The organism is Senegalimassilia faecalis (assembly GCF_004135645.1).
Lineage (GTDB): Bacteria > Actinomycetota > Coriobacteriia > Coriobacteriales > Eggerthellaceae > Senegalimassilia > Senegalimassilia faecalis.
In genome coordinates this window covers 1,103,813-1,125,466 of sequence record NZ_SDPW01000001.1, presented here as the reverse complement: position 1 = coordinate 1,125,466, position 21,654 = coordinate 1,103,813, and the positions used below count along the sequence as shown (strand labels likewise).

16 protein-coding genes and 2 tRNA genes are annotated in these 21,654 nt (G+C 62.0%); 2 read left to right on the top strand and 16 right to left on the bottom strand.

The annotated features are described in order from the left end of the window. Window positions 1-152 precede the first annotated feature (152 nt). Window positions 153-1,379 carry a hypothetical protein gene (locus ET524_RS04685; protein WP_129423656.1) on the bottom strand — a complete coding sequence of 409 codons (1,227 nt, stop codon included), beginning with the start codon at window positions 1,377-1,379 and terminating at the stop codon, window positions 153-155. Next, window positions 1,376-2,035: an iron-sulfur cluster assembly scaffold protein gene (locus ET524_RS04680; RefSeq protein WP_129423654.1), complete on the bottom strand. Its 660-nt coding sequence runs from the start codon at window positions 2,033-2,035 to the stop codon at window positions 1,376-1,378. The genes ET524_RS04685 and ET524_RS04680 overlap by 4 nt, the downstream gene beginning before the upstream one ends. Before the next feature lie 351 nt (window positions 2,036-2,386). On the opposite strand from ET524_RS04680, the gene ET524_RS04675 reads away from it, so the two are divergent. Then, window positions 2,387-4,120: a response regulator transcription factor gene (locus ET524_RS04675; protein WP_201738669.1), complete on the top strand. Its 1,734-nt coding sequence runs from the start codon at window positions 2,387-2,389 to the stop codon at window positions 4,118-4,120. Window positions 4,121-4,238: 118 nt separating this feature from the next. On the opposite strand, the gene ET524_RS04670 is transcribed toward ET524_RS04675, so the two are convergent. The 6 genes from ET524_RS04670 to ET524_RS04645 form a co-directional block, all read right to left on the bottom strand. Further along, entirely contained in the window at window positions 4,239-4,874 is a 636-nt protein-coding gene (locus ET524_RS04670) for an IMPACT family protein (RefSeq protein ID WP_129423652.1), read from the bottom strand. A 4-nt stretch (window positions 4,875-4,878) separates the two neighbouring features. Next, a complete protein-coding gene (locus ET524_RS04665; RefSeq protein ID WP_161566605.1) occupies window positions 4,879-6,978 on the bottom strand; it encodes a Na+/H+ antiporter in 2,100 nt (699 codons plus the stop codon). 708 nt (window positions 6,979-7,686) lie between these two features. Beyond that, a tRNA-Leu gene (locus ET524_RS04660) sits at window positions 7,687-7,773 on the bottom strand. Window positions 7,774-7,884: 111 nt separating this feature from the next. Further along, a complete protein-coding gene (locus ET524_RS04655; RefSeq protein WP_129423648.1) occupies window positions 7,885-8,709 on the bottom strand; it encodes a CPBP family intramembrane glutamic endopeptidase in 825 nt (274 codons plus the stop codon). Window positions 8,710-9,039: 330 nt separating this feature from the next. Next, window positions 9,040-9,753: a LytR/AlgR family response regulator transcription factor gene (locus tag ET524_RS04650; protein WP_129423646.1), complete on the bottom strand. Its 714-nt coding sequence runs from the start codon at window positions 9,751-9,753 to the stop codon at window positions 9,040-9,042. A gap of 616 nt (window positions 9,754-10,369) precedes the next feature. Next, window positions 10,370-11,905, bottom strand: a complete 1,536-nt coding sequence (locus tag ET524_RS04645) for a Sapep family Mn(2+)-dependent dipeptidase (RefSeq protein ID WP_201738668.1) — start codon at window positions 11,903-11,905, stop codon at window positions 10,370-10,372. A gap of 61 nt (window positions 11,906-11,966) precedes the next feature. On the opposite strand from ET524_RS04645, the gene ET524_RS04640 reads away from it, so the two are divergent. Then, a tRNA-Leu gene (locus ET524_RS04640) sits at window positions 11,967-12,050 on the top strand. Window positions 12,051-12,099: 49 nt separating this feature from the next. On the opposite strand, the gene ET524_RS04635 is transcribed toward ET524_RS04640, so the two are convergent. The 8 genes from ET524_RS04635 to htpG all read right to left on the bottom strand — a co-directional run bounded on the left by ET524_RS04635 (window position 12,100) and on the right by htpG (window position 21,432). After that, entirely contained in the window at window positions 12,100-13,419 is a 1,320-nt protein-coding gene (locus ET524_RS04635) for a histidine kinase (RefSeq protein WP_129423644.1), read from the bottom strand. 75 nt (window positions 13,420-13,494) lie between these two features. Continuing rightward, window positions 13,495-14,451 carry a sulfite exporter TauE/SafE family protein gene (locus tag ET524_RS04630; protein WP_129423642.1) on the bottom strand — a complete coding sequence of 319 codons (957 nt, stop codon included), beginning with the start codon at window positions 14,449-14,451 and terminating at the stop codon, window positions 13,495-13,497. 18 nt (window positions 14,452-14,469) lie between these two features. Then, window positions 14,470-15,765 carry a glycosyltransferase gene (locus ET524_RS04625; RefSeq protein ID WP_129423640.1) on the bottom strand — a complete coding sequence of 432 codons (1,296 nt, stop codon included), beginning with the start codon at window positions 15,763-15,765 and terminating at the stop codon, window positions 14,470-14,472. A gap of 125 nt (window positions 15,766-15,890) precedes the next feature. Then, entirely contained in the window at window positions 15,891-16,898 is a 1,008-nt protein-coding gene (gene rsgA / locus ET524_RS04620) for a ribosome small subunit-dependent GTPase A (RefSeq protein WP_129423637.1), read from the bottom strand. An 18-nt stretch (window positions 16,899-16,916) separates the two neighbouring features. Then, window positions 16,917-17,633, bottom strand: coding sequence for a hydrolase (locus ET524_RS04615; RefSeq protein WP_129423635.1), 717 nt, complete (start codon window positions 17,631-17,633; stop codon window positions 16,917-16,919). A gap of 41 nt (window positions 17,634-17,674) precedes the next feature. Beyond that, entirely contained in the window at window positions 17,675-19,195 is a 1,521-nt protein-coding gene (locus ET524_RS04610; protein WP_129423633.1) for a TrkH family potassium uptake protein, read from the bottom strand. A 49-nt stretch (window positions 19,196-19,244) separates the two neighbouring features. Further along, window positions 19,245-19,382 carry a hypothetical protein gene (locus ET524_RS11700; protein ID WP_201738667.1) on the bottom strand — a complete coding sequence of 46 codons (138 nt, stop codon included), beginning with the start codon at window positions 19,380-19,382 and terminating at the stop codon, window positions 19,245-19,247. A gap of 94 nt (window positions 19,383-19,476) precedes the next feature. Further along, on the bottom strand, window positions 19,477-21,432 hold the full coding sequence (htpG, locus tag ET524_RS04605) for a molecular chaperone HtpG (RefSeq protein ID WP_129423631.1): 1,956 nt from the start codon (window positions 21,430-21,432) through the stop codon (window positions 19,477-19,479). Between the last annotated feature and the right edge of the window lie 222 nt (window positions 21,433-21,654).

The window sequence follows — 21,654 nt, the reverse complement described above, 5'->3', positions numbered from 1 at the left end:
AAAGCAAGCTTGAATCGCAAACGCCCCCCGTTGCGCAGACAGCGGGGGGCGTTTTTGCGTTCTAGGGTTAGCAAAAAAATGCGCCCCGAGCGAGACTGCTCGGGGCGCATTGCATTGCGCACTGCCGCTGCGCGCTAGACCCTCATCGGGCATTACACGTCGGCAGGGCGCTCCACCGCATCGTATTCGGCCAGCGATGCCGCATAGCCGGACTCGAGGTACTGCGTGGAATAGTAGTACACGTCGCCGTTGGATGCCTCGGTGCGCTCAATGTCCGGATAGTTGCCGGAATCGCGCACAGCCTGCCACGTTTCCTCGATCTGCTCGTCGGTCATGCGGAAGGGCGGGTTCTTCAGGCACTCGGCGGCATAGGGGCGAGGATACACGCGCGAATCCTCGCGCACACACTCGACGAACGTGACCACCGGGTTATCCTCGGCTGCCAGGAATGCCCAGCGAGCGTAGCTGGCAGTCATGAGCGTCTCGTCGTAGAGATAGTAGCTGTGCATACCCATGAGCACCTTGATGCGGTTGCACTTGATCTCCTTGCGCACAGGCGCGGCGTTCTCGTCCTCCACGAGCACCCATTCGCCCTCGATCTGCTCAAGGCGGTAGCCCTCGGGGATGCGCAAGCCGGCGAAGGGGCTCCTGTCGTCCTCGGCAGGCTGCTCATCTTCGGCTGCGCTATCAGGGGAACCCGGGGCAGGCTCGGAAACCGCAGGCGTTGCGGCGACGGCGGCGCTTTCGGCGGATTCCGCAGCGTTATCAACCTGCACGGAAGCATTGACGCCCGCGGCGGACTCGGCTTCAGCGGAATCCCCAACGGCTTTCGGCGCCTTATCGGCGGCCTCGGCCGCCTTCGCCTCGTTGTCGGCCTCGATCTGCGCCAAGCGGCGGTTCGGGATCTTCGGGGGCACGCCCACCGCACGAGTAGCAGAACGCACCGCGGCGGCTTTCGCGCGCTCGGCGGCGCGCTCCGCCTCGATCTCGTCCTTGTGTTCCGCCTGGTAATCCTCGAGCCATTCGTACACGAACATCTCGAAGTCCTCGGCCGTCATATGCTCGGGCACCAAACCGATCTCTGGCCAACGCTCGGGCGTGACCAGGTGGCTGTCGGCAGACTGTTTGCGCACGTCATCGAACACATCGGCAAGCGCGTTGTTCTCCGCCAGCTCGCGTGCGGCCGCAAGCTCCTCCTCCGTGGGCTCGTCGGCCGCCTCCCCTTCAAGCGTCTCATCGACGCCGGCTGCGGCAGCTTCCGCATTCCCAGCGGCTGCGACGCCCTGGTTGGCGGCAACCTCCCCCACCGCCGATTCCACGTCTTCCGAAACGACATCCTGACCCAGAGGTTCTCCGGCCGTCTTCATCTGCTCGCTCATTTCGCCTCGCCGGCCTTCTGCTTCGCGATGGCCTCGTTAACCCTCATCTCGACGCGCGTGTCGCGCAGGCTGCAATGCTCGCACATCAGGCACGCCACCGACATCTCGTCGCAGGGCAGCTTCTCGTCCATCTCCGCGAGCGACATACCGCAACGGTACATCCAGTCGCCCACCAGGCCGCGCACGGCCTCGATGGCGAACAAGGTGGTATGGCCCTTGCCCTTCGGCACGCCGTCTACCGCAAGCTCCACGTCCTTGGGCGTCAGCTCCAACGCCTGCGAGAACGTCTTGCCCTCGATCATGGAGCAGATGGCGCTTGCGCAACCGGTCATGGCCAGGCACCCGCGGCTCTTGAAGCCCACCTTCACGAACACCGGGTCGGCAACGGAGTCGTCGACCACTGCGAACAGGCGCAACGCCACCTCGCCGCGCTTCGACTTGCCCACCATGCTCTGCACGTTGAAGCCCTCGGGCTTGCCGGCGTTCTTGAAGTTCGCCACGATGGCGAGCATCGTTTCCGAGTAGCCTTCCACGCCGTTGTCCAGCTCGGTCTGATACACGTCCTTCGTGCGGATCAGCGCACGGTCGTCCGGCTCGTGATAGATGTCACGGCCCTCATCCGGCTCATCGAACGTGATTTCCTGCTCGTTCGCCATATCGATACCCCCTACAGTTAACGTTGCTGTTACTATGCATTATTTCCCTTATGTTATGATGGCGAACATGGCGTTTCGCGCATACCCTCTTTGAGGGAATTTGCGAACAAGTAAGCCGGCCTTTTAGGGAGAGGGACGGCCACCTGGCAAATCGCGCCGCATATACCAGGAGGATCAGTGAGGATCAACGAAGCGGGCAATTCGATCGCTCAGCGCGCACAAGGGCGGGGAGGGGCATCTGCCTCCGGACAACCGGCAAGTGCTTCAAGCGCCGTCGGTGCGAAGCCGAGCGCTCGAACGCGCACAGGCCGCCTTGCGCCCGACGACGCCGCTCACCCTATGCCAACCGGCATGAAGCTGCTCAGCCTGTACGTCCCGCTCCTCCCCTCCATCTTGGGCCTGTGCTTCGCGCGCACGGGGCTTATCGTTGCCGGCTACGGCAGCTATACCCACACCGATGAGGGGATATTCACCGATGGCAGCATGCTCGTGGCGCTTTCCTTCATGGCCGTTATTCTGCTTGTCATCGGAACGCGGAAGATCCGCCTGAAGAAGCGCACCACCAACCGCATCATGCGCACGTGCGTTGCATTGGAGGCGCTGTGCGTGCTACTGCTTCCCCTGACCCACATTGCAGGCGCCTTCTGGCCGAACGTGCATTTCTGGCTATGCGCGGCCGTCACGTTCTTCGCATCGTTCGCCATCTTCTATTGGCTGCGCCGCGCACGCGGATGCGGCAGCACCACCGCCGTGCTGTATGTGTTCAGCGCCCTTGCCATCAGTGAGGTGGAGATTTACGTTTGCTCGCTCATCGGCACCTACGGCTTCTACGTTGCCGCCGCTCTCTCCCTCCTGCAGTTCCCCTGCATGCTGAGCGCGCGCAAGAACAAGCTGGCGAACGATATCGAGTCGTTCACGCCCAACGACGACTTCTTCGGATTCGCCACCACGTTGCTGTCGAGCAAACGCTTCCTCACGGCGACGGCAACGAGCATCGGCGTGCTCTCCATCGTGGACGGCTTCTTGCGCGGCTACCCCGACGGTACGCCCATCGCGTTCCAGCCCGCCACCCGGGTTGCATATGGCCTGCTCACCATAGCCATTTGCGTCATCGTCATTTCCTTGATGATGCACAAGCGCAAGAGCGTCATGACCGTGGGCATGTTCATCCTCTTGGAGCTGTTCGCGTGCGCCGCACTGGTGCTGTATGCGGCCTTCCCCGATATGCCGGACATCGGCGCGGTATTCACCACCACGCTCAATGCGTTGCTGGTAGCGTTCACCTGGTATATCATCATCGCATTTATGAGCTTCGGCTGGCGCGACCCGTATTACTACGCGCTGGGCGGCTGGATCGTGTGGCTCGGCTGCCGCGCCATCGCGCGCGTGACGCTGATAAACGTGCAGTCGCTTTCCACGAACGACCTGCTCATCAACGCCATCATGGGCACCTGCGTGGTCATCTCCACGCAGGTGGCGCTCGGCCAGTTCCTCAAGGTCTCCCAGATGGAAGCCGATGAGCGCCACGATCTGCACGTACGCCGCATGGAGCGCCTGGAGAAGCAGCTGTCGCGGGCGCAAGCGAATGTGGAAGCGCTCACGATCTTGAAAAACAACGCTGGCGAATACAGCGAGTGCGCCGCTTGCGCAAATGCGGCGCCTATGGGCGCCGGTGCCGCCGGTGCGGTCGGTACCCCGAACCCCTTGCAATGCGCAGGGGTAATGCCCATCGAAAGCGTCGATCAGGGCGAAACGGCGGACAAGAGCCGCAACGCGCAGCCCGGTTCCAAACGCGGGATGCGGCTGGTGCGGCTGATGGGCCTTGACGAGGGCGATTCCATCGCCGATATCCGCAAGGCCACCATGCGAAACAATGCCGAACAGATGGGCAAGCAGTTTCTGCTCTCCGACCGCGAAATCGAGGTACTTGCGCTGTACGCGCTGGGTTGGACGCAGAAGCGCGTAGCCGAGGAGCTTTACATCAGCCCCAGCACCGCACACGCCCACATCAAGCGCATCTACGCGAAAACGGGCCTGCACTCCCGCCAAGAGATCCTGGATTTCATGGACCAGTACACGTCCTAGGGGTCGGGAAAGATGACGTTTCCGGTAAGCGCCGCGTCAAAAGGAGCCGTACGCCACCCGTTGGAAAACGTCACGCTAGAAGGCGGCGCGCTAAAGGCGCTGCTTCCGAGGCGGCAAGTTAAAACGCGGCGTCTATGGGGTCGCTTATCTCCACGTCCTCTTGACCTCGCTCTAGCGCCGTCAGCGCATCGAGCAGAGGCTGCTGCGTGCCGTCGAGCATGCGCAGATTCATGGTGACTGCATCGGCGAAGTCGGTCGATAGCACCTTGGCGCCGTGGTCTTCCGCCAGGCGCATCAGCTGCTCGTAACGCGGGTACGCTATGCGGATACGCAAATCCACGCAGCGCGACACCACCACCAACTGCGCGGCATCGATACCCGCTTGCGTTGCCTGGGTGTAAGCACGCACCAAGCCGCCCGTGCCCAGCAGCACACCGCCGAAGTAGCGCGTCACCACGCACGCGACGTCGGTCAGTCCCGCATGCTGCAGCACCTCAAGCGTGGGCAGGCCCGCCGTTTTCTGCGGTTCGCCGTCGTCGGAGTAGCGCACGCGGCCCGCCGCGCCCGCACCACCTTCGCGCAAGATGTACGCGTACACGTTGTGCCGCGCCATGCGGTTCGCCGCGCGAATCTCTTCCAAAAACGCCAGCGCTTCCTCTTCGGTTTCCACATGCGCCAAGCTGGCGATGAAGCGGCTTTTCTTCTCCTCGATTTCCGCGACCGCGCGACCTTCGATGGTGGTATATGAGCTCATGTTGCTACTCTCCTGTTGCCATTTGCAGCAGATACACTTCCTCGCGCAGCTCGCGCGCTGCGTCGCGCGTCAGGCGGCCCTCATCGCGCATGGCCTGGATTTCCTCAAGCTCCAAGCGCAGTGCCTCGGCCTCGACGTCGGTGACGCGCGCCTTGATGACCTGGATTTTCTGCGTGTCCATGCTTTGCAGCGCCCCGCGCATGCCGCCGGCGTCCACGCCGATCACGCTGCCTGCCACGTTCGCCCGCGCCAGCACCGCCGGCTCGTTTGCCGCACGCAAAAACGACAGCGTGGAGCGGCACTCCGCCGCCAGCACGCCCGCGCCATCGGCCACTTCCAGATCGGCGTCGTCCATGCGACCCAGGTAGTAGTTGAGCGCGCACTCCTCAAGTTCGATGCGCAGCTGACGGCTACGCTCAAGCTGCAGCTCATCGTCCACCACGTGGCGAACCATGCGGTCAAGGTTGCGGCACGTGTGCATCACGCCAACCTTCACGCGGCTCCACACCTCGCCAAGCTTCTCGCGGCGCGTATGGGCGCGCATCAGCAGGCGACGGGCACTGTTCAGGCGCTCAAGTTCCCGCGAGCCCTCTTCACGCGTCAGGTCGCCCGACTGCATGCGCGCCTCGACCATGCGCGTTTGCGCAGCCAGCGCGCCCGCACGCAGTTCAATCAGGCGCGGCGCCGACGTGTTCTGACGGCGCAAGCGCTTGATGCGCTCGCTGTACTGGCGAATGACGATCTGCGTGGACGACTCGTTCTGCGGCGTTTTTTGCTCGCGCAGTTGGCGAATGACGCGCTTCAAAATGTCGATGGTGACGGCGTTGACGTCCTGCTCTTCCGTTTCATCAGGCGAATCATCCTTCGGCGCCAGCACCGGCACCACGAAGTTCGCCAGCAGCAACGTGCACAAAATGACGCCGGACGCCAGGAAGATGAGCGTGTCGCGCTGCGGGAACGCCTCGCCTGTGGACAGCGTGAACGGGATGGTCATGATAATGGACAGCGTGACGGCGCCCTTCGGGCCGGACAGCGTGGTGACCAGCGCGTCGCGCACCAGCTGCTTACCCGTGTGGCGCTTCGCGCTGCTGTCGCAGCGTTCCATCACCAGCACCCAGATGAAGCGCACGCCCACCACCAGGGCCGTTACCAGCAGCACCAGGCCGCACAGCAAAAGCGAGCTCACCTCGTCGCTGCGCCACGACGGCATAATGGCCTTCGGCAGCTGCATACCCAACATCACGAACACAACGCCGTTGATGACGAACACCAGCGTCTCCCACACGCTGTTCGACGCGATTTTCAGGCGCGCGGCCACCGGCGTGGGCTTCTGCGGAAGCAGCGTGATAAGCAGACCGGCGGCCACTACCGCCAAGATGCCGCTGGTGCCGAAATGTTCGGCCGCCAGAAATACGATGAACGGCGTGAACACCTCGAACACCACGTGCACCGTGATGCTTTCGTAGCCGTACCCGCGGATGGCCTTCATAGCAAGCAACGCCAAAAAGCCCGCGATCAAGCCGATGGCAATGCCGCCGAAAAAGCTGATAGCGAAGCTTTGCGCGGCGTCCACCAGGGAAAACGCACCTGTGACCGCGGCTGCGATGGCGAACTGGAACGACACGACGCCCGATGCGTCGTTGATAAGCGCCTCGCCCGACAGCAGCGATTTCTGGCGCCCTGTCAGGCGGATGTCCTTGCCCAACGCCGTAACGGCCACAGCATCGGTGGGGCCAAGCGCCGCGCCCAGCGCGAAGGCGGCGGCCAGCGGAATGGACGGCTCGATCCAGTTGAGCACGAAGCCGACTACCAACACGGTCACGATAACAAGCCCGATGGCAAGCGACACGATGGAGCCCTTGTTGTCCCACAACCCGCGTTTGCTTGCGTGCCGCGATTCGTCGAACAGCAGCGGCGCGATGAACAGCACCAAGAACAGCTCGGGATCGATTGCCACATCAACCGGCGTGCCTACCAGCAAGATGACGATTGCGCCAATCGCGATCTGCACCAGCGGCAACGACACGCGCGGCATCATCTGGTCAAGCACCGCCGACACCAGCACCGCGGCCAATAGCAGCAATACGAACTCAAGCATTTCCATGGGCATTCATCCTTCAGCTATGCGTCCCCCAACGTTAGTGAACTCCCATGCTATCAAGCGCACGCCACGCCAAACCAGCGCGCCCGTCAAACGTCACCAAACAGCTAAACAACCCAACCGTGCCCTGGCAAACTTACTACCTACTTACCACTTAACTTACCACGTGGGAAGTTAAGTGGTAAGTTGCGGGGATGTGCGGAAGGCCTACATGGCGATAGGCTCCGCCATTACGTGAACCGCGTCTATTTTGTCACGATTTTGAACTTTCCGAATCTCAATACAGTCCGAAAAACGCTCGCAGCTACAGAAAGTTGCAAATCGTGCCAAAAACGAGCATACAGTTAGCAGACGAGGCTCGGAAAGTTCGAAATCGTGACAAAACGAAGGCTCTCGATGTTTTCGCATACGGAAACTTCGATTTCGTGCCACGTCTATAGCGGCAAGCAGCTTTAGGCGCCTTCCGATCGCGGCTTCAATTACCGTGGCTTTAATTGTCTTGACTCAATTGCCGTCAAGCGCGAGCTCAGAAGCCGCCTACCAAGTACGGCCGGTTGATGAGCCTGCAGCGCCATTAAGGGGACCGAAAATGTTACCTCGGCGATGTGATGATTGCGTCCATGGTGGTTGATGAGCCTGCGATGTGATGGGGAGATCGAGGATGCCCCTGGATAGCAAAAGACCCGCCGAAGCGGGTCTTTTAAGTTTTAATGGTGCGGGCGAGAGGACTTGAACCTCCATGGGGTTGCCCCCATACGGACCTGAACCGTACGCGTCTGCCAATTCCGCCACGCCCGCGAATTGGCGCCTGTCTCTCAAGGCGAGAATGTATATTACGCTACTTATCCCGGGTATGCAAGCCTAAATTTAAAAAAGATTTCGCGAACCGGAATTTTTTCCAAATCCGCGCTATACGAGGCCCTTTGCCCACGATTTCCAGGTCGCAACGGCAACAATCGCCAGCAACGCCGTGGTGGCGCAAAGCAGTGCGGTATCGATCGGCAGGCCAGAGGCATACGTTGTTGGCAGCACGCCCGTCAGCACCACGCCCGGCCCCAAGTAAAGCGCATCGAAGCCCGCATGCGCCACCGCACACGGCCACAAACTGCGCGACCGCGCGTACAGCACGCCCATTACCAGGCCGAACAAGAACGCTTGACCAAACTTCACCAGCATTTGCAATATCACGGTGGCGCTTGCGGCTGCATCAGGCGCTCCCACGTGCAACAGCGCAAACAAAACCGCGGACAGCAGCACCGCGCGCTTTACAGCCCAATCCGCACCTTCGCCGCCGGCGCCCAACAAGCTCTCAAACGCTTCGATGGCCAGAACACGCATGAACGCTTCCTCGAATGCGCCCGTCAACGCGCAGACGACCAACAACAAAACCAAGCGTTGCGCAAATATACCGACCGAAGGAAACGCCTCGCCCACAAGCGAGCCAGCAAACGCGAAGTCGGCAAAACCCCAGGCCGCAAGCGTTATCACACCGCCGAGCACACCCGCAAACACCACGGCAACGCCAACAGCCATTCCATGTTGCACACTATTCGTACAACGAATACGACGGATCGCACGAGGGCACGCGAACGCCACGGCGCCAATCGCAACGGCAGCAAGCAACGCTTCTTGCAAACACGCACGCGACAGCCCATCGTCCGGCAGCACGCTCATCACCGCAAACGAAACCACCAGCACAACAACGAATGCCGTCAGCGTCTTCCCGCTATTCACCTCGCACCTCCTTCACGCGCTTCCGCAACCCATGCATCCATACACTGTTGGGCGCATGGCATCTTCTGCTCGCCACCCAAAAGAAAGCAACAGCACGCCACCGCCATCAGTCCTCGCGGCGCAACGATCAAATGCTGCGACCAGCAAGGAGGAAGGCAATGCGACCGCCATCGACAATGCGGAAAAGCAAAGCCGAAACGCCGCCATCCGCACTCGCCCTTCCCCAATCGCCCTGCTTGGTTTCCGCGTGGACCCCGATCACCCGCACATGCAGAAAGGGCCGGCGCCTTTTGTGGCACCGACCCTTGCGCTTCGCTATTACCGTAAGCTTTACAGCCCCAGCGCCTTCTTCAGCGCGGACACGCGACGGCGGCTGACCGGGATTTTCTCCTCGACGCCGTTGAGCGTAAGCAGCAGCGTGCCGCCGGCAACGGGCTCGATCTCCTCGACCATGGACAGGTTCACCAGGTAGCCGCGATGCACGCGGAAGAACCCGTGGCCGTCCAGGCGCTTCTCCAGCTGCGCCAGGCTGACGGTGCTGAAGTAGCGATCGGTATCCGTTTGCAGGTACGCGTAATCGTCGCGCGCCATGACGAAGCGGATCTTGTCGATGCTGATGAGGATTTTCTTGCCGGCCTTCTCGACCGGGATGCGCTCGGACTTCTGGGCCTGCGCATGCAGCTGCACGTGCTCGCGCACGCGGGCGATGGCCTGCGCCAGGCGATCGGTTTCGACCGGCTTCACCAGGTAATCGATGGCGTTGACTTTGAACGCGTCCAGCGCGAATTCGCTGTAGGCGGTAACGAACACGACCGCCGGCGGGTACTTCAGGTGCTGCAGGGCTTCCGCCAGCTGCAGGCCCGTTGCCTCGGGCATGTTCACGTCAAGGAACATGACGTCGCAGGGATATTCTTTCAGCTTCTCAATGGCCTCGCGCACGCTTGCTGCCTCGGCCACCACTTCGGTCTGACCCAGTTCGTCGAGCAGGAACTTTAGTTCGGAGCGCGCAGGGGCCTCGTCGTCGACGATCATCGCTTTCAGCATGTTTTGGGGCCTCCTTGCTTTCCTGTTGTGAAGAAAAATGCACTGTAACGGGTCACATTATAGAGCATGGGTGAGGGGGATTTCCACTGCGGCGGCGGAGTGATTTTCTTCGGCGCAAGCGGCGCGAACGGTAGCAATCAGACTTCAGAAGGCCGCTTTTGGCGGTGGGCGGTGTTTTCGGTGAGCAGCATTGACAGGCAAACACCACCCCTTTCGGGGTATTGCGCGACGAAAAGGGCTTGATGAGCGCAGGCAAGGCGCGCGGCGGGGATGACGGGTGCGCATCAGATGCACCAAGAAAGGCATCCGCAAAGCATGCGGATGTCTGGCAACAGTCTGGCGAATTTGCCCATCTGGTTTGATACGCGTATCACAAAACGTCCACGCTTCGGCAACAGCCGTTTCCCACAGCGCGCGCAGATTATGGAGCTGTTCGATGAATGGCAGAAGGCAAGGCTAACGGCACCAGGGGCGGAGCGATGCGCGGGAAGCGCCCGAACAGCGCGCGGGCAGGGCGAGCGTCATCGAGGAAGGGGAGCATTTCCCTTTCCCTATTCTTGACGATGCTCGCCCCGTGCCCCATCATCCAAGCGCCCCCTTGCGCCAGGCACGTTCCCTAGAAATCAAGCCGCATGAGCTTGCCGATGGTGAGCGCGTAGATGCGGAACGCTTCTTTCAGCAGGTCTTCGCTGACCGCCTCGTCGGGGCCGTGCATGCTGCCGGCCCAGGCGGGCGCCTGCACCCACGGCTTTTCAGGGCCGAAGCTTGCCGCGCGGGAGAATTCGCGCGCGTACGTGCCGCCGCCCATGGTGAACGGCTTGGCGTCCTCGCCCGTTGCCAGGTTGTACGACGAAAGCAGCGCCTGGATCTCGGGGCTTTCGGGGTCTACCAGGAACGGAACGTCGTCGCGCGTCTTCGCGCACGAGCCGCCGCACGCCTGGGCCAGCGCGTCAAGCATGCCGTTGAGCTGGTCGCCCGTGATGGACGTGGGGTAGCGCACGTCTATGGTTTGCGTGAAGCGGTTGCCCTTCGTTGCCGCGAAGCCCGCCACGATGGTCAGCGCCCCGAAATGCTCGTCGGCGCAAGCCAGGTTGATTGCGGTGCCGTCCGTTGAAGCCGCGATGTCGGCGACCACGCGGAAATAGGCGCGCTCCTGCCCCTCGACCAGGCGATTCTTCAGCAGGTAGTTCGCAAGCAGCCCGATGGCGCTCACGCCGCTTTCCGGCAAGCTTGCGTGCGCGCTGCGTCCCGTGGCCACGATGCGCGCTAGGTGAGCATCGGCAGCCGACCAACCAGGCGCCGGCTGCACCCCCGCCTGCGACGCCGCATCGGCCAGCAAGCGCGCGGCCTCAGCCGGCTGCACGGGCTCGACCGCAATGCCTTCGGCAGCGGGAAGCTTTTCGGCATCGGCCCACACCACGGCCTGCGCATGGCCCGGCACGGCGTTGATGGCCGTGCCACCTTCGAACAAGATGACCGAACGCGTTTCAACGGGAAGGTTTGCGCTGGTCAGAAGGCCGTTGTAGATGCCCTTCTCGCCATAGCACACCGGGAATTCCGCATCGGGTGTGAACAGGAACGCCGGGTCGGCGTGATGCGCGCGGTAATAGCGCACGTCGCCCATGCCCGTTTCCTCGTTCGCGCCGAAAATGAAGCGCAGCGTGTACGGCAGCCACGGCGCCTCGCCCTCCTGCTGCAGCGCGCGCCACAGGTTCATGGCGTGCAGCGCCACCACGCACGGGCCCTTGTCGTCGATGACGCCGCGCCCGACCAGATACCCGTCCTTGCGCGTGACGGCGAACGGCTCGAAATGCCAGCCCGGACCCGCCGGCACCACGTCCATGTGGCCGATGATGCCCAACTGCGTGTCCGTTTTGCCGGCGAAATCGGCGTAGCCAACATAGCCTTCGTCGTCGTGCGTTTCGAAGCCCATACGTTTTGCCAGGTCAAGTGCCGCAGACAGCGCCGCACGCGGCCCGGGGCCGTACGGTGCGCTTTCGGCAGCGGCGCTGCGGTCCTCGAAGCTGGGAATGCGCACCAGCGCGTCGATGTCGGCGACGATTTCTTCCCAATGCGCATCAAGATATTCCTGAATGCGCTGTTCAAGCAGCGATTCTGCGGGCATCTGAACCTGCGCGCTTTCGTTTTCCATGGGGTATCTCCATTTCTTGTTGTGCGTTCAGCAATGTTCCGATATAATGCTAGAGCTACATGCCCGAGTGGCGGAATGGCAGACGCGGCGGTCTCAAAAACCGTTGTCTCACGACGTGCGAGTTCGACTCTCGCCTCGGGCACCATTCAAAACCAACGGCCCCGCACACGCGGGGCCGCTTTCGTTTTCCAAGCCTATTCGCGCCACTGGCGAATGGCGCCATCGACCAGCACCAGGCGCACCGTGGTGCCCTTGCCAAGCTCGCTTTCCACTTCCAGGCGCGTGCCGGGGCCGAAGTAGCCGCAAATGCGGTCGTGCACGTTGCCCACGGCAATGCCCATTCCCTGCGTTGAGCTGGGGTGCAAGATGTTCTGGCACGCTTCCTGCGTCATGCCGTTACCGTCGTCGATGACGGACACGATCACGTCGTCGCCCGTGCGCATGCCCGTGACGCGGATGGTCAGCTTGCCCTCGGACGGCATGGCGTGGCGCACGGCGTTCTCCACCAGCGGCTGCAGCAAGAACGGCGGCACCATCATCTCGTTGACCTCGGACTGGATGTCGCAGATCAGCTCAAGGCGGTCTTCGCCGAAGCGCGCCAGCTCGAACATGAAGTAGCGCTGCGTCTGCTCGACCTCGCGCTGGAACTCGATCAGATCGCGGGAGTCTTCAAGCGTGCTGCGGTAGAACTTCGCGAATTCGCGCAGCAGCGTGCGCGCCTGCGCAGGGTCGGTGCGCGTCAGCGACGCGATGGTGTTGATGGTGTTGAACAGGAAATGCGGGTTGATCTGGCTTTGGAGCATTTTGAGCTCCATCTTCGTGGCCAGGGCCGTTTGCTCTTCAAGTGCCGATGCGGCCATCTGCGTGGACAGCAGCTGTCCGAAGCCCACGGCAATGGACTTCTGCGTTTCGCTGATGTGGTTGGCGCTGCGGTAGTAGAACTTCAGCGTGCCTTTCACGTCCTTGCCCACCGCCAGCGGCACGATGATGGCGGCGTTGATGCCGTGCGCGCCGTTCGGGAAGCCGATTTCTTCGGGCGTGAACAGCACGCGCGTTTTGCCATCGGCCAGCGTAGCGTACGTGGCCTGCGTGCGGATGATGGCACCCGTGGGGTTATGGGACTCCTCGTAGCCGGCATACCCCAAGATGGAGTGGTCGTCGGTAATGGCAACCGCAATGGCTGCCGTCGAAGGCAGCAGCAAGCTGCAGATGCGCTGCGAAGATTTCGCGTCAAGCCCCTCGCCCATGGCCTCAAGCGTTTGGCTGGCCAGCTGCAGCACCGCGTTCGATTGGCGCGCGCGCACCGAATCGGGGTCCATAAGCAAGCGAATAAGCACGGTGATGGCCAACGTGAACACCACGCCGGCAATGAACAGCACCAGCACGTTCGCCTCGGGCGTGACCAGGTTCCAAATAATCACCAGGCCGGCAAGCGCCACCAGCACCGACATAAGCATTTCCAACGTGAAGAAACGCGGCAAGTTTCCGCGACGATCTTCGATGTCGACGTTCATTACGTCAGCTCCTTTCCGCGAAAAAGGCAGGTACAGCGCCCAAACCCGCAGCGCCGCACCTGCCCGAAAGACGTTCTAGCCCAGTATACCGAACTCGTTGAGCATGAGCAGCACGGCCGCCACCAGCAAAAAGCCGCCGAACGCGAAACGCAGCTGCCGCTCGGGGATCACGCGCACCAAACGCGCGCCGATCACCGCGCCGGGAATGGTGCCGACCACGATGGAGATGCCAGCGAAGTAGTTGATGTTGCCCAGGATGGCCTGCTCGATGACGCCGGGGATGGCCAAAATCATGATGGCGATAAGCGACGTGCCCGACGCCAAGCTCATGGGGATGCTGAGGATGGCCAGCATCATGGGCACCATGATGAAGCCGCCGCCCACGCCAACGTATCCCGAGGCCAGGCCCGCAACAAGGCCGATGCCCGCGCCCTGCAAGTAGTGCTTGCGCGTAAGGTCGGGCTGGGCGGGAATGGGGTTAGAGCTCGCAGGTTCGGAAGCGTCAGCGAGGGCGCCTGTGGTAGTGCAACCCGTAGGGAAGGCGGAGGCGCCGCGTACTTCGGTACGCAAGTCTTCGGCTTCACCGCGGGATGCGCTGCCACAGGTGGCCGCAGCGTCGGCAGTATGCGCTTTCCGGCAGGACAGCGCAACACGTGGGGCCTTTATCGCCTTCTTGAACATTTTGTAAGCGCTCAGGCCGACCACCAGCGCGGCCACCACGATAACCAGCCAACCAGGCGAAACGCTTGCCAGCCACACGCCCACGGGCGACGTCAGCGCGCCGCCGACGCCCAGAGCCACGCCCAACTTCGGCACGCAGGTTTTCGCGCGCATATGCGATGCCACGCCCGAGATGGACGTGGGGATGATGGCGAACAGGCTGGTGGCCGTGCTGGCAAGCGGGCTCATGCCGAACGCCAGGCGGAAAATGGGCACCATGATGGTGCCGCCGCCCACGCCGAGCAGGCCCGACATAACGCCCACGAAGATACCCGCCAACGCCGGAGCGGCAAACTGCAAGAAAAGACCCATCAGTTCGCTTCGCCTTCCCTATTCCGCGATGTTCAGGCGAATTTCGCTGGTCACGCCCGGGTCGACGCCCGCCGCGGGTCCGGCAACCGGGAATGCGACCGACGGATTCGTTTCCGCCTGGCGACGCGCAACCGACTGCACGATGGCCGTGTGCAGAATCTGGTCGTTCTCCATGCGGGCCATCAGCTCGGGCCACACGAACTGAAACTCGAAATACTTCGAGCAGTTGCGCTGCGCGTACATGACGGCCTCGGCTCGCGCCGCCTTCGCCGCCTGGCGATACGCCTTCTTGTCCTTGCGCGCGAAGCTGCGCAGGATGGCCGTGATGCGGATGCGCTTCGTGATGCCCGGCTCCAAAAACGGCCCGGGATACGGCTCAAGCGACTGCGGCTTGACCTGCATCAAGTCGATTTGCGTGCGGCTGTACTCCATCTTGCGGTACTCGTACAGCCAGCGGAAGATGTCCTGGCGGAAACGCGTGCCCTCGCTGGCGGACGCCGGCGGCAGGTGGCGCAGGCACCACTGGTTGTCGAACCAGATGTCACTGCCATACATGCGCAGGTTCAGCATGTAGTCGAGGTCTTCGCCGCGCGCGATCCACGGGTCGAACGACAGGCGTTTGAACGCTTCCTTGTGCAGCGCCAGGCAGCCGCCGCACACGTGGTTGCTGCGCGACAGGCGCGGGCCGCGCATGGCCTTCGTGATCCACGCGTTGAACGCCTTGCCCTGCTGCCAGAAATGGTTGTACCACTTGTCTTGGCTTTTCGACAGAAACGAGCCCTCAGAGTTGAAGTAGAAGCCGGATTTCGCAAGGATAGGCACACCTTTGCGCGTAAGTTTTCCCAGGCCATACACGCCTTTTTGCAGGAATTCCGCGTCGTCGATAACCTCGTCGTCGTCCAGGAACACCACGGAATCAAAGCCCATAACGTTGGCGAGCACCAGCCCCAGGTTGCGGATGGCGCCGTAGCCCGAAAGGCCGATTTCTTTCTGCAGCTTGCCCAGGCCCAGCTGCTCCATGCGCTGCTGCACCAGGCCGTATTCCGCCGCGCCGATGACGGCGACGTTGAGCGAGGGGAACCGGGAGACGATGTCCTGCACCTTGTCGGCGGCTTGCGCTTCGGTGGATTGGTCGGCGGCAACCAGCACGATGATCTGGCCGATGCCGCGCACCTTTTGCAGCGACGTGAGCAAACGAGGCAGCTCACCAGGGTTTTTCAGTGGAGTGGTGTGATCGTACGTTGCCGTCACGCTGGTAGGTTCCTTGCGACGGCGCGAGGAAACGTACGTAGGGATAACGATGACCGGGTTCATGCACGTCCTTTGGTTTGAGTTCGTTTACGCCGGCGCCTTCGCGCCCGCGCGTGCGTTGCTTACGGTTAACCCTATTATTGTAGCGTTTTTGCCTTACGAACGCGAAACAGCCCCGTAACCGGCCCTTATCGGCGCTTTTTGCCGCGGGATTTTGCGGGGCGAGCGGCGCGCTTTTTGTCGCTGGCCTTTTCGCCGCGCATGCGGCGGGCCTCTTCGCGGCGCGTGCGCAGCGTGGCGGTTTCCTGCTTGAGCGCCTGGTAGCTGGCGAAACGTTCGGGCGCGATGTCGCCCGCCTCCACGGCGGCGCGCACGGCGCAGCCCGGTTCGTTCTCGTGCTTGCAGTCGCGGAAACGGCAGTTTTCGGCCGCTTGCTCGATATCGGCGAACGCGGCGCCGATGCCGGCGTCGGCATCCCACAGCCCCAGCCCACGCACGCCGGGCATGTCCACCACGTAACCGCCGCCGGGGACGGCCACCATCTCGCGGCTTACCGTGGTGTGGCGGCCCTTGCCGTCACCTTCACGCACGCTGCCCGTTTCTTGCACGTCTTCGCCAACCAGCATGTTGACCAGGCTCGACTTGCCCACGCCCGATTTGCCAATCAGCACCGTGGTGGTGTTTTCGGGCATAAGCGCGCGCACGGCCTCCACGCTTTCGGCATTGCCGTCGGACACCACCAGCGTGCGCACCTCGGGGCCCGCCAGCGCGCGCACGCGGGCGGCCACCTCTTCGACCTGCGCTTCGCTTTCGGCAAGGTCGGCCTTCGTGAGCACCACGGTTACGGCCGCGCCCGTTTCGTACGCCAGCACCAGCTCGCGCTCCAGGCGGCGCAGGTTCACCTCGGCCAGCGGCTGCGCCACGATGACGCGGTCGAAGTTTGCGGCAAGCACCTGCGGCACGGCGCGCTCGGTGGGGTCTTTGCGCACGAACGCGCGCTGGCGGGGGCAAATGGCCTCGATGATGCCCTTGTCGTGGCCCTCCGGCGCGTTCACTTCCACGAAATCGCCGATGACGGCGCGTAGTTTCTCGCCTTTGACCAGGGACGTTGCATGTTCGCAACGCACAAGGCGCCCATCGGCGCACTTCACCAGCGGATACCCGCGATCCAGCTTCACGACCTGCCCTTTTTGCAAGCCCGCCTCCTTGCTTCCTTATCGCTGCCGCTCGCGCAGCAGATAGAACACCGCCATCATGACCAGCCCGATCATGATGGTAATAATGCCGGGAATGAACGCCTCGAACTTGAACTCGTCGGGCGTGGCCTTGCCTTTTTCCGTGACCGACACCACCTGCGCGTGCAGGTCCGACACGCCGTCGTGCGAGGGACACGCCAGCTGGAACGTGCCGCGCACCTGCAGCGTTGTTCCCTTGCGATCGTACGCGCCGTACATGTCGATCTTCGCGGCTGACTCGTTCGTCATGTATACGGAAACCGTTGACGCATCGACGGCAGATGCCAGCGTGATCCAGCAGTGGTGGCCGTCGCCTGCGTCGATGCGGTCGCCGACAACCTCGCCCGTGACCTGCACCGTTTGCTTGTCGTAGTACGTGTCGGCCGTGCTGAGGTCCGTGATGGACGTGTCGTAGATGAACGAACTGTCGGGCAGCTGCGTGACGTCGACGGCGTTGCTGCCGTCTGCGGGCTCGTCGGCCCATGCGGCGGGCACGATGAATGGGCCTGGCACCGCAAGCGCGCCTTCACCGGCGGGCGCCGGGCCGGCCGCGGCGGTCGGCGCAGCGCACGTAAGCACGGCTGCGACAGCGACTGCGAATATGCCCAGCAACGCATTGCTGACCAGGCGTTTCGCTAGCACGTTCTTCTTGCTTGCGAGCACGACCGCCGGCACATTCGCCATCGCGCGCGTCAAAACGCCCCTTGCGTCCTTCGCCCTGCTCTTCGCCAGCTTCATCATGAGCGCCTCACCAGCCTGCGCGGGTCAAGCGACACCACAACCTCCACGATGAGCGCAATCAGCGTCACGAACTCCAGACGGCCGGCCCACATCTCCAGCATGTAGAACAGCTCGAGCGAAACGGGCATGCCCTGCGCGCACAAACCCGACGAGATGCCGCCGTTCGACGCCATGGCCACCGATTCGAAAATAGCCTGCGTGGCCTCGTAACCGTGCGCTATGCCCACCAACGAGCCGACGGCATACGTGACCACGTACAGCACGAACACCGTCATGGCCTCTTTCGCGATTTCGGGCGACAGGATGCGTCGGCCCAGGTGGTTGTACGAAACCACCACGCGCGCCGAGTCGGGCGCCAGCGTTTCTTTCACCGTGGCAACCAGCGATTTGATGATCAGTCCGATGCGGTTGAGCTTGATGCCGCCCGACGTTGACCCCGCGCCGCCGCCGACGGCCATCAACGCAGCGATGACCAGAAACGCGCCGGAGGTCAGCGACGTGGTCAGCTGATTCGTGGTGATGTTCTGAAAGCCCGTGGTGGAGAACGCCGACACGATCATGAACACGCCGCGGCGCAGCATGGTGGTCAGGTTCGAGAAGTCGGAGCTTGCCGACACCGACGCCGCAAACACCAAGGTCATGACGGCAATCCAGATGAACATCGTGCGGATTTCCATGTCGCGGAAGTACACGTTCAGGTGGCCTTTCCACAGCTCGGAATGCAACACGAAGCTCACGCTGCCGATGATCATGAGCACCATAAGCACCACTTCGATGGGAAGCGAATGGTAGTACATGATGGACGCGCTCATGGGCGCGAAGCCGCCGGTGCAGAAGCTGGAGATGGCAAGCCACAGGCCGTTGAGTACGGCGCGCGACGCTTCCATGCCCGCAAACGCGCACATGATGGCCAGCACCGTGGTGGCAACTAGAATGAAGCCCAACGACAGCTTTGCGATGAACTGCGCCGTCTGCACCACGTTGGGAACCACGTGCTCGCTGCGGCCTTCGGACACGAACAGGCTGGCGCCCGAACGCTTCCCGAACAGGCCAAACGATAGCGCGACCACTACAAGGCCCAAGCCGCCCAGCAAAATCATGACGAAGCGCCACATGCTGTCAGCGTAGGAAAGGTGGTCAAGGTCGGAGATGATGCTGGCGCCCGTGGTGGTGATGCCGGACACGCCGTCGAACATGGCGTCAAGGAACGTGTCGTAATGGCCCGACAGGTACAGCGGGATGGTGGCCATGAACGCCAGAACCACCCAGGCCAGACCCGTGACCACCAACGCCTGCTGGCGGTTCAGACGACCAGGCTCGATGCGCATGAAACGAAGCGCCGAACCGACGATGAGCGAAAGACCGATGGAAAAGAGGTAATGACTTGCAGGAATCCATTCCTGGAAAATGATGGCGGTAATCAGCGGGGCAAGCAACGCCACCGACGAGAACAAAACCAGCATGCCCAGGTAATGGCCGATAACCCTGATGTCATACCACGTGAAGCGCTGCCACATTGCGGTGCCTACCCCCGCCACTCGGCGCGCGCGTTGAATGCGAGCACGGTCATCCCATCACGAACCTTACGAGGATCATGATGGCCCACAGCCCCAGAAGGAACACCAAACAGCTCAGCACCACCACCGTGAAGCTAAGAAGCGGCGTTTCAACCATCTGGAATATGTCGTGAATGCTTTTCTGCATAGTGACTACATATAATAGTACAAAAGCGGCTTGACCTCGACCAAGGCCAAGCCGCTTCATATTTCGCTTCCAGCCGGCAGGCCGGCGGAACCATTTAAGCCATCAGCTTCGTTACCGCGTTCGCGTAGGCTACCGGGTCGGCGATGGGCATGCCTTCTACGATGAGCGCCTGGTTGTACAGGATGTCGGTGTACAGGTTGACCTTGTCGGCATCGCCGGCTTCCTGCGCACCCTTCAGCACCTCGAACACCGGATGCTTCGCGTTCAGCTCGAGCACGCGCTGCGACTTCACTTCGCCCATGCCCTCGGGCATCTGCGACATAAGGCGCTCCATCTCCAGCGACACGGGGCCTTCGGTGGTCACGGCCGACGGCGCATCGGTCAGGCGCGTGGACACGGCCACCTTCGTGATGACGTCACCCAGATGCTCCTTCATGGCCTTGAGCAGGGCTTCGTTGTCCTTCTCGGCGGCTTCGGCTTCCTTCTTCTCGTCCTCGGTGGCGAAGTCCAGGACGCCGGACGCCACGTTCTTCAGATCCTTCGGGCCGGTGCCCTCGATGTCCTTGCCCTCGGCGTCCTTCTCCGGCTCGGGGCCGTAGTTCATCATGGACTGGAAGCAGAACTCGTCGACGTCCTTCGTGCACAGCAGCACGTCGTAACCACGGCCCAGCACCGTGTTCACGATCGGCAGCTTCGCCAAACGGTCGATGCTGTCGCCGGCGGCGTAGTAGATGGACTTCTGGTTGGCGGGCATGGCCTCCAGGTACTCGTCAAGCGTGACAAGCTTCTGCTCCTTGGCGCTGTAGAACAGCAGCAGCTCGGCCAGCTCGTCTTTCAGCATGCCGTAGCTGGTGTAGATGCCATACTCCAGGCCGCGACCGAAGTTCTCGAAGAATTTTTCGTAGCCGGCACGGTCGTTCTTGAGCATCTTCTTCAGCTCGGACGTAATCTTCTTCTCCACCTTGCGGGCGATGGCGCGCAGCTGGTTGTTCTGCTGCAGCGTTTCACGCGAGATGTTCAGCGTAAGGTCCTGGCTGTCCACAACGCCACGCACGAAGTTGTAGTGGTCGGGCAGCAGGTCCTCGCACTTCTCCATGATCAGCACGTTGGAGCCGTACAGTTCCAGGCCCTTCTTGTAATCCTTGCTGTACAGGTCGTAGGGAGCGCGACCGGGGATGAACAGCAACGCGTCGTAGGACAGCGCGCCCTCGGCGTGGATGCCGAACGTGGCGGCCGGGTCAGTGAAGTCGTGGAACGTCTGCTTGTAGAACTCGTTGTACTCTTCCTGCTTCACGTCGGACTTGCCGCGCTTCCAGATGGGCACCATGGAGTTGATGGTTTCCACCTCGGTGTACTGCTCGTACTCGGGCTTGTAATCGTCGCCGGCATCCTCGGGCTTTGGCTTCTGGCGCGACTTCTCCACTTCCATGCGCACAGGGTAGCGCACGTAGTTGCTGTAGCGTTTGATCAGGTCTTTCAGGCCGTATTCGCTGAGGAACTGGTCGTAGTTCTCTTCCTCGGTGTTGTCCTTGAGCGTCAGGATAACGTCGGTGCCGTTCGTTTCGCGCTCGGCCGCCTCGATGGTGTAGCCCTCAACGCCGTCGGATTCCCAGGCCCAAGCCTGCTCTTCGCCGTACGCCTTCGACACGACGCGCACGGACTTCGCGACCATGAACGCGCTGTAGAAGCCCACGCCGAACTGGCCGATGATGTCAACGTCGTCGCCCTGCTGCTCGGCGTTTTCCTGTTTGAACGCCATGGAGTCGGAGTGCGCGATGGTGCCGAGGTTGCGGTCGAGGTCTTCCTGCGTCATGCCGATGCCGTTGTCGGACACGGTGATGGTGCGGGCGTCCTTGTCGAAGGAGACGTCGATGCCGAGCTGGTCTTTCGTCAGCTGAACGCTAGTGTCGGTGAGGCTTTTGAAGTACAGCTTGTCAACCGCGTCCGATGCGTTGGAGATGAGCTCGCGCAGGAAAATTTCGCGGTTGGTGTAAATGGAGTTGATCATGAGGTCGAGCAGCTTTTTGCTCTCTGTCTTGAATTTGCGCATGTGCGGCGCTTCCTTTCCGTTCGTGCTAGACGCCGTGGGATTGCCTCGCGCGCTTCACTTGTTGAAAGTGGGACAAAGGGACTGTCCCTTTGTCCCACTTTTGCGTGCAAGCGAGCCGGCGAATGAAACGCCCCGCGAGGTGCGGGGCGCGTTAGCAGTCTCACAGCTTGAGTGCTAATTTGAATTGTAGTCTGGCACTCGAAGGTGTCAAGTGACAGAAAG

Excerpts from the sequence above, each read along its gene's own strand:
- ET524_RS04685 (WP_129423656.1), bottom strand. The coding sequence starts at position 1,379 with ATGAGCGAGCAGATGAAGACGGCCGGAGAACCTCTGGGTCAGGATGTC.
- ET524_RS04680 (WP_129423654.1), bottom strand. The coding sequence starts at position 2,035 with ATGGCGAACGAGCAGGAAATCACGTTCGATGAGCCGGATGAGGGCCGT.
- ET524_RS04675 (WP_201738669.1), top strand. The coding sequence starts at position 2,387 with ATGAAGCTGCTCAGCCTGTACGTCCCGCTCCTCCCCTCCATCTTGGGC.
- ET524_RS04670 (WP_129423652.1), bottom strand. The coding sequence starts at position 4,874 with ATGAGCTCATATACCACCATCGAAGGTCGCGCGGTCGCGGAAATCGAG.
- ET524_RS04665 (WP_161566605.1), bottom strand. The coding sequence starts at position 6,978 with ATGGAAATGCTTGAGTTCGTATTGCTGCTATTGGCCGCGGTGCTGGTG.
- ET524_RS04650 (WP_129423646.1), bottom strand. The coding sequence starts at position 9,753 with ATGCTGAAAGCGATGATCGTCGACGACGAGGCCCCTGCGCGCTCCGAA.
- ET524_RS04645 (WP_201738668.1), bottom strand. The coding sequence starts at position 11,905 with ATGGAAAACGAAAGCGCGCAGGTTCAGATGCCCGCAGAATCGCTGCTT.
- ET524_RS04635 (WP_129423644.1), bottom strand. The coding sequence starts at position 13,419 with ATGAACGTCGACATCGAAGATCGTCGCGGAAACTTGCCGCGTTTCTTC.
- ET524_RS04630 (WP_129423642.1), bottom strand. The coding sequence starts at position 14,451 with ATGGGTCTTTTCTTGCAGTTTGCCGCTCCGGCGTTGGCGGGTATCTTC.
- ET524_RS04625 (WP_129423640.1), bottom strand. The coding sequence starts at position 15,765 with ATGAACCCGGTCATCGTTATCCCTACGTACGTTTCCTCGCGCCGTCGC.
- ET524_RS04610 (WP_129423633.1), bottom strand. The coding sequence starts at position 19,195 with ATGTGGCAGCGCTTCACGTGGTATGACATCAGGGTTATCGGCCATTAC.
- ET524_RS11700 (WP_201738667.1), bottom strand. The coding sequence starts at position 19,382 with ATGCAGAAAAGCATTCACGACATATTCCAGATGGTTGAAACGCCGCTT.
- htpG (WP_129423631.1), bottom strand. The coding sequence starts at position 21,432 with ATGCGCAAATTCAAGACAGAGAGCAAAAAGCTGCTCGACCTCATGATC.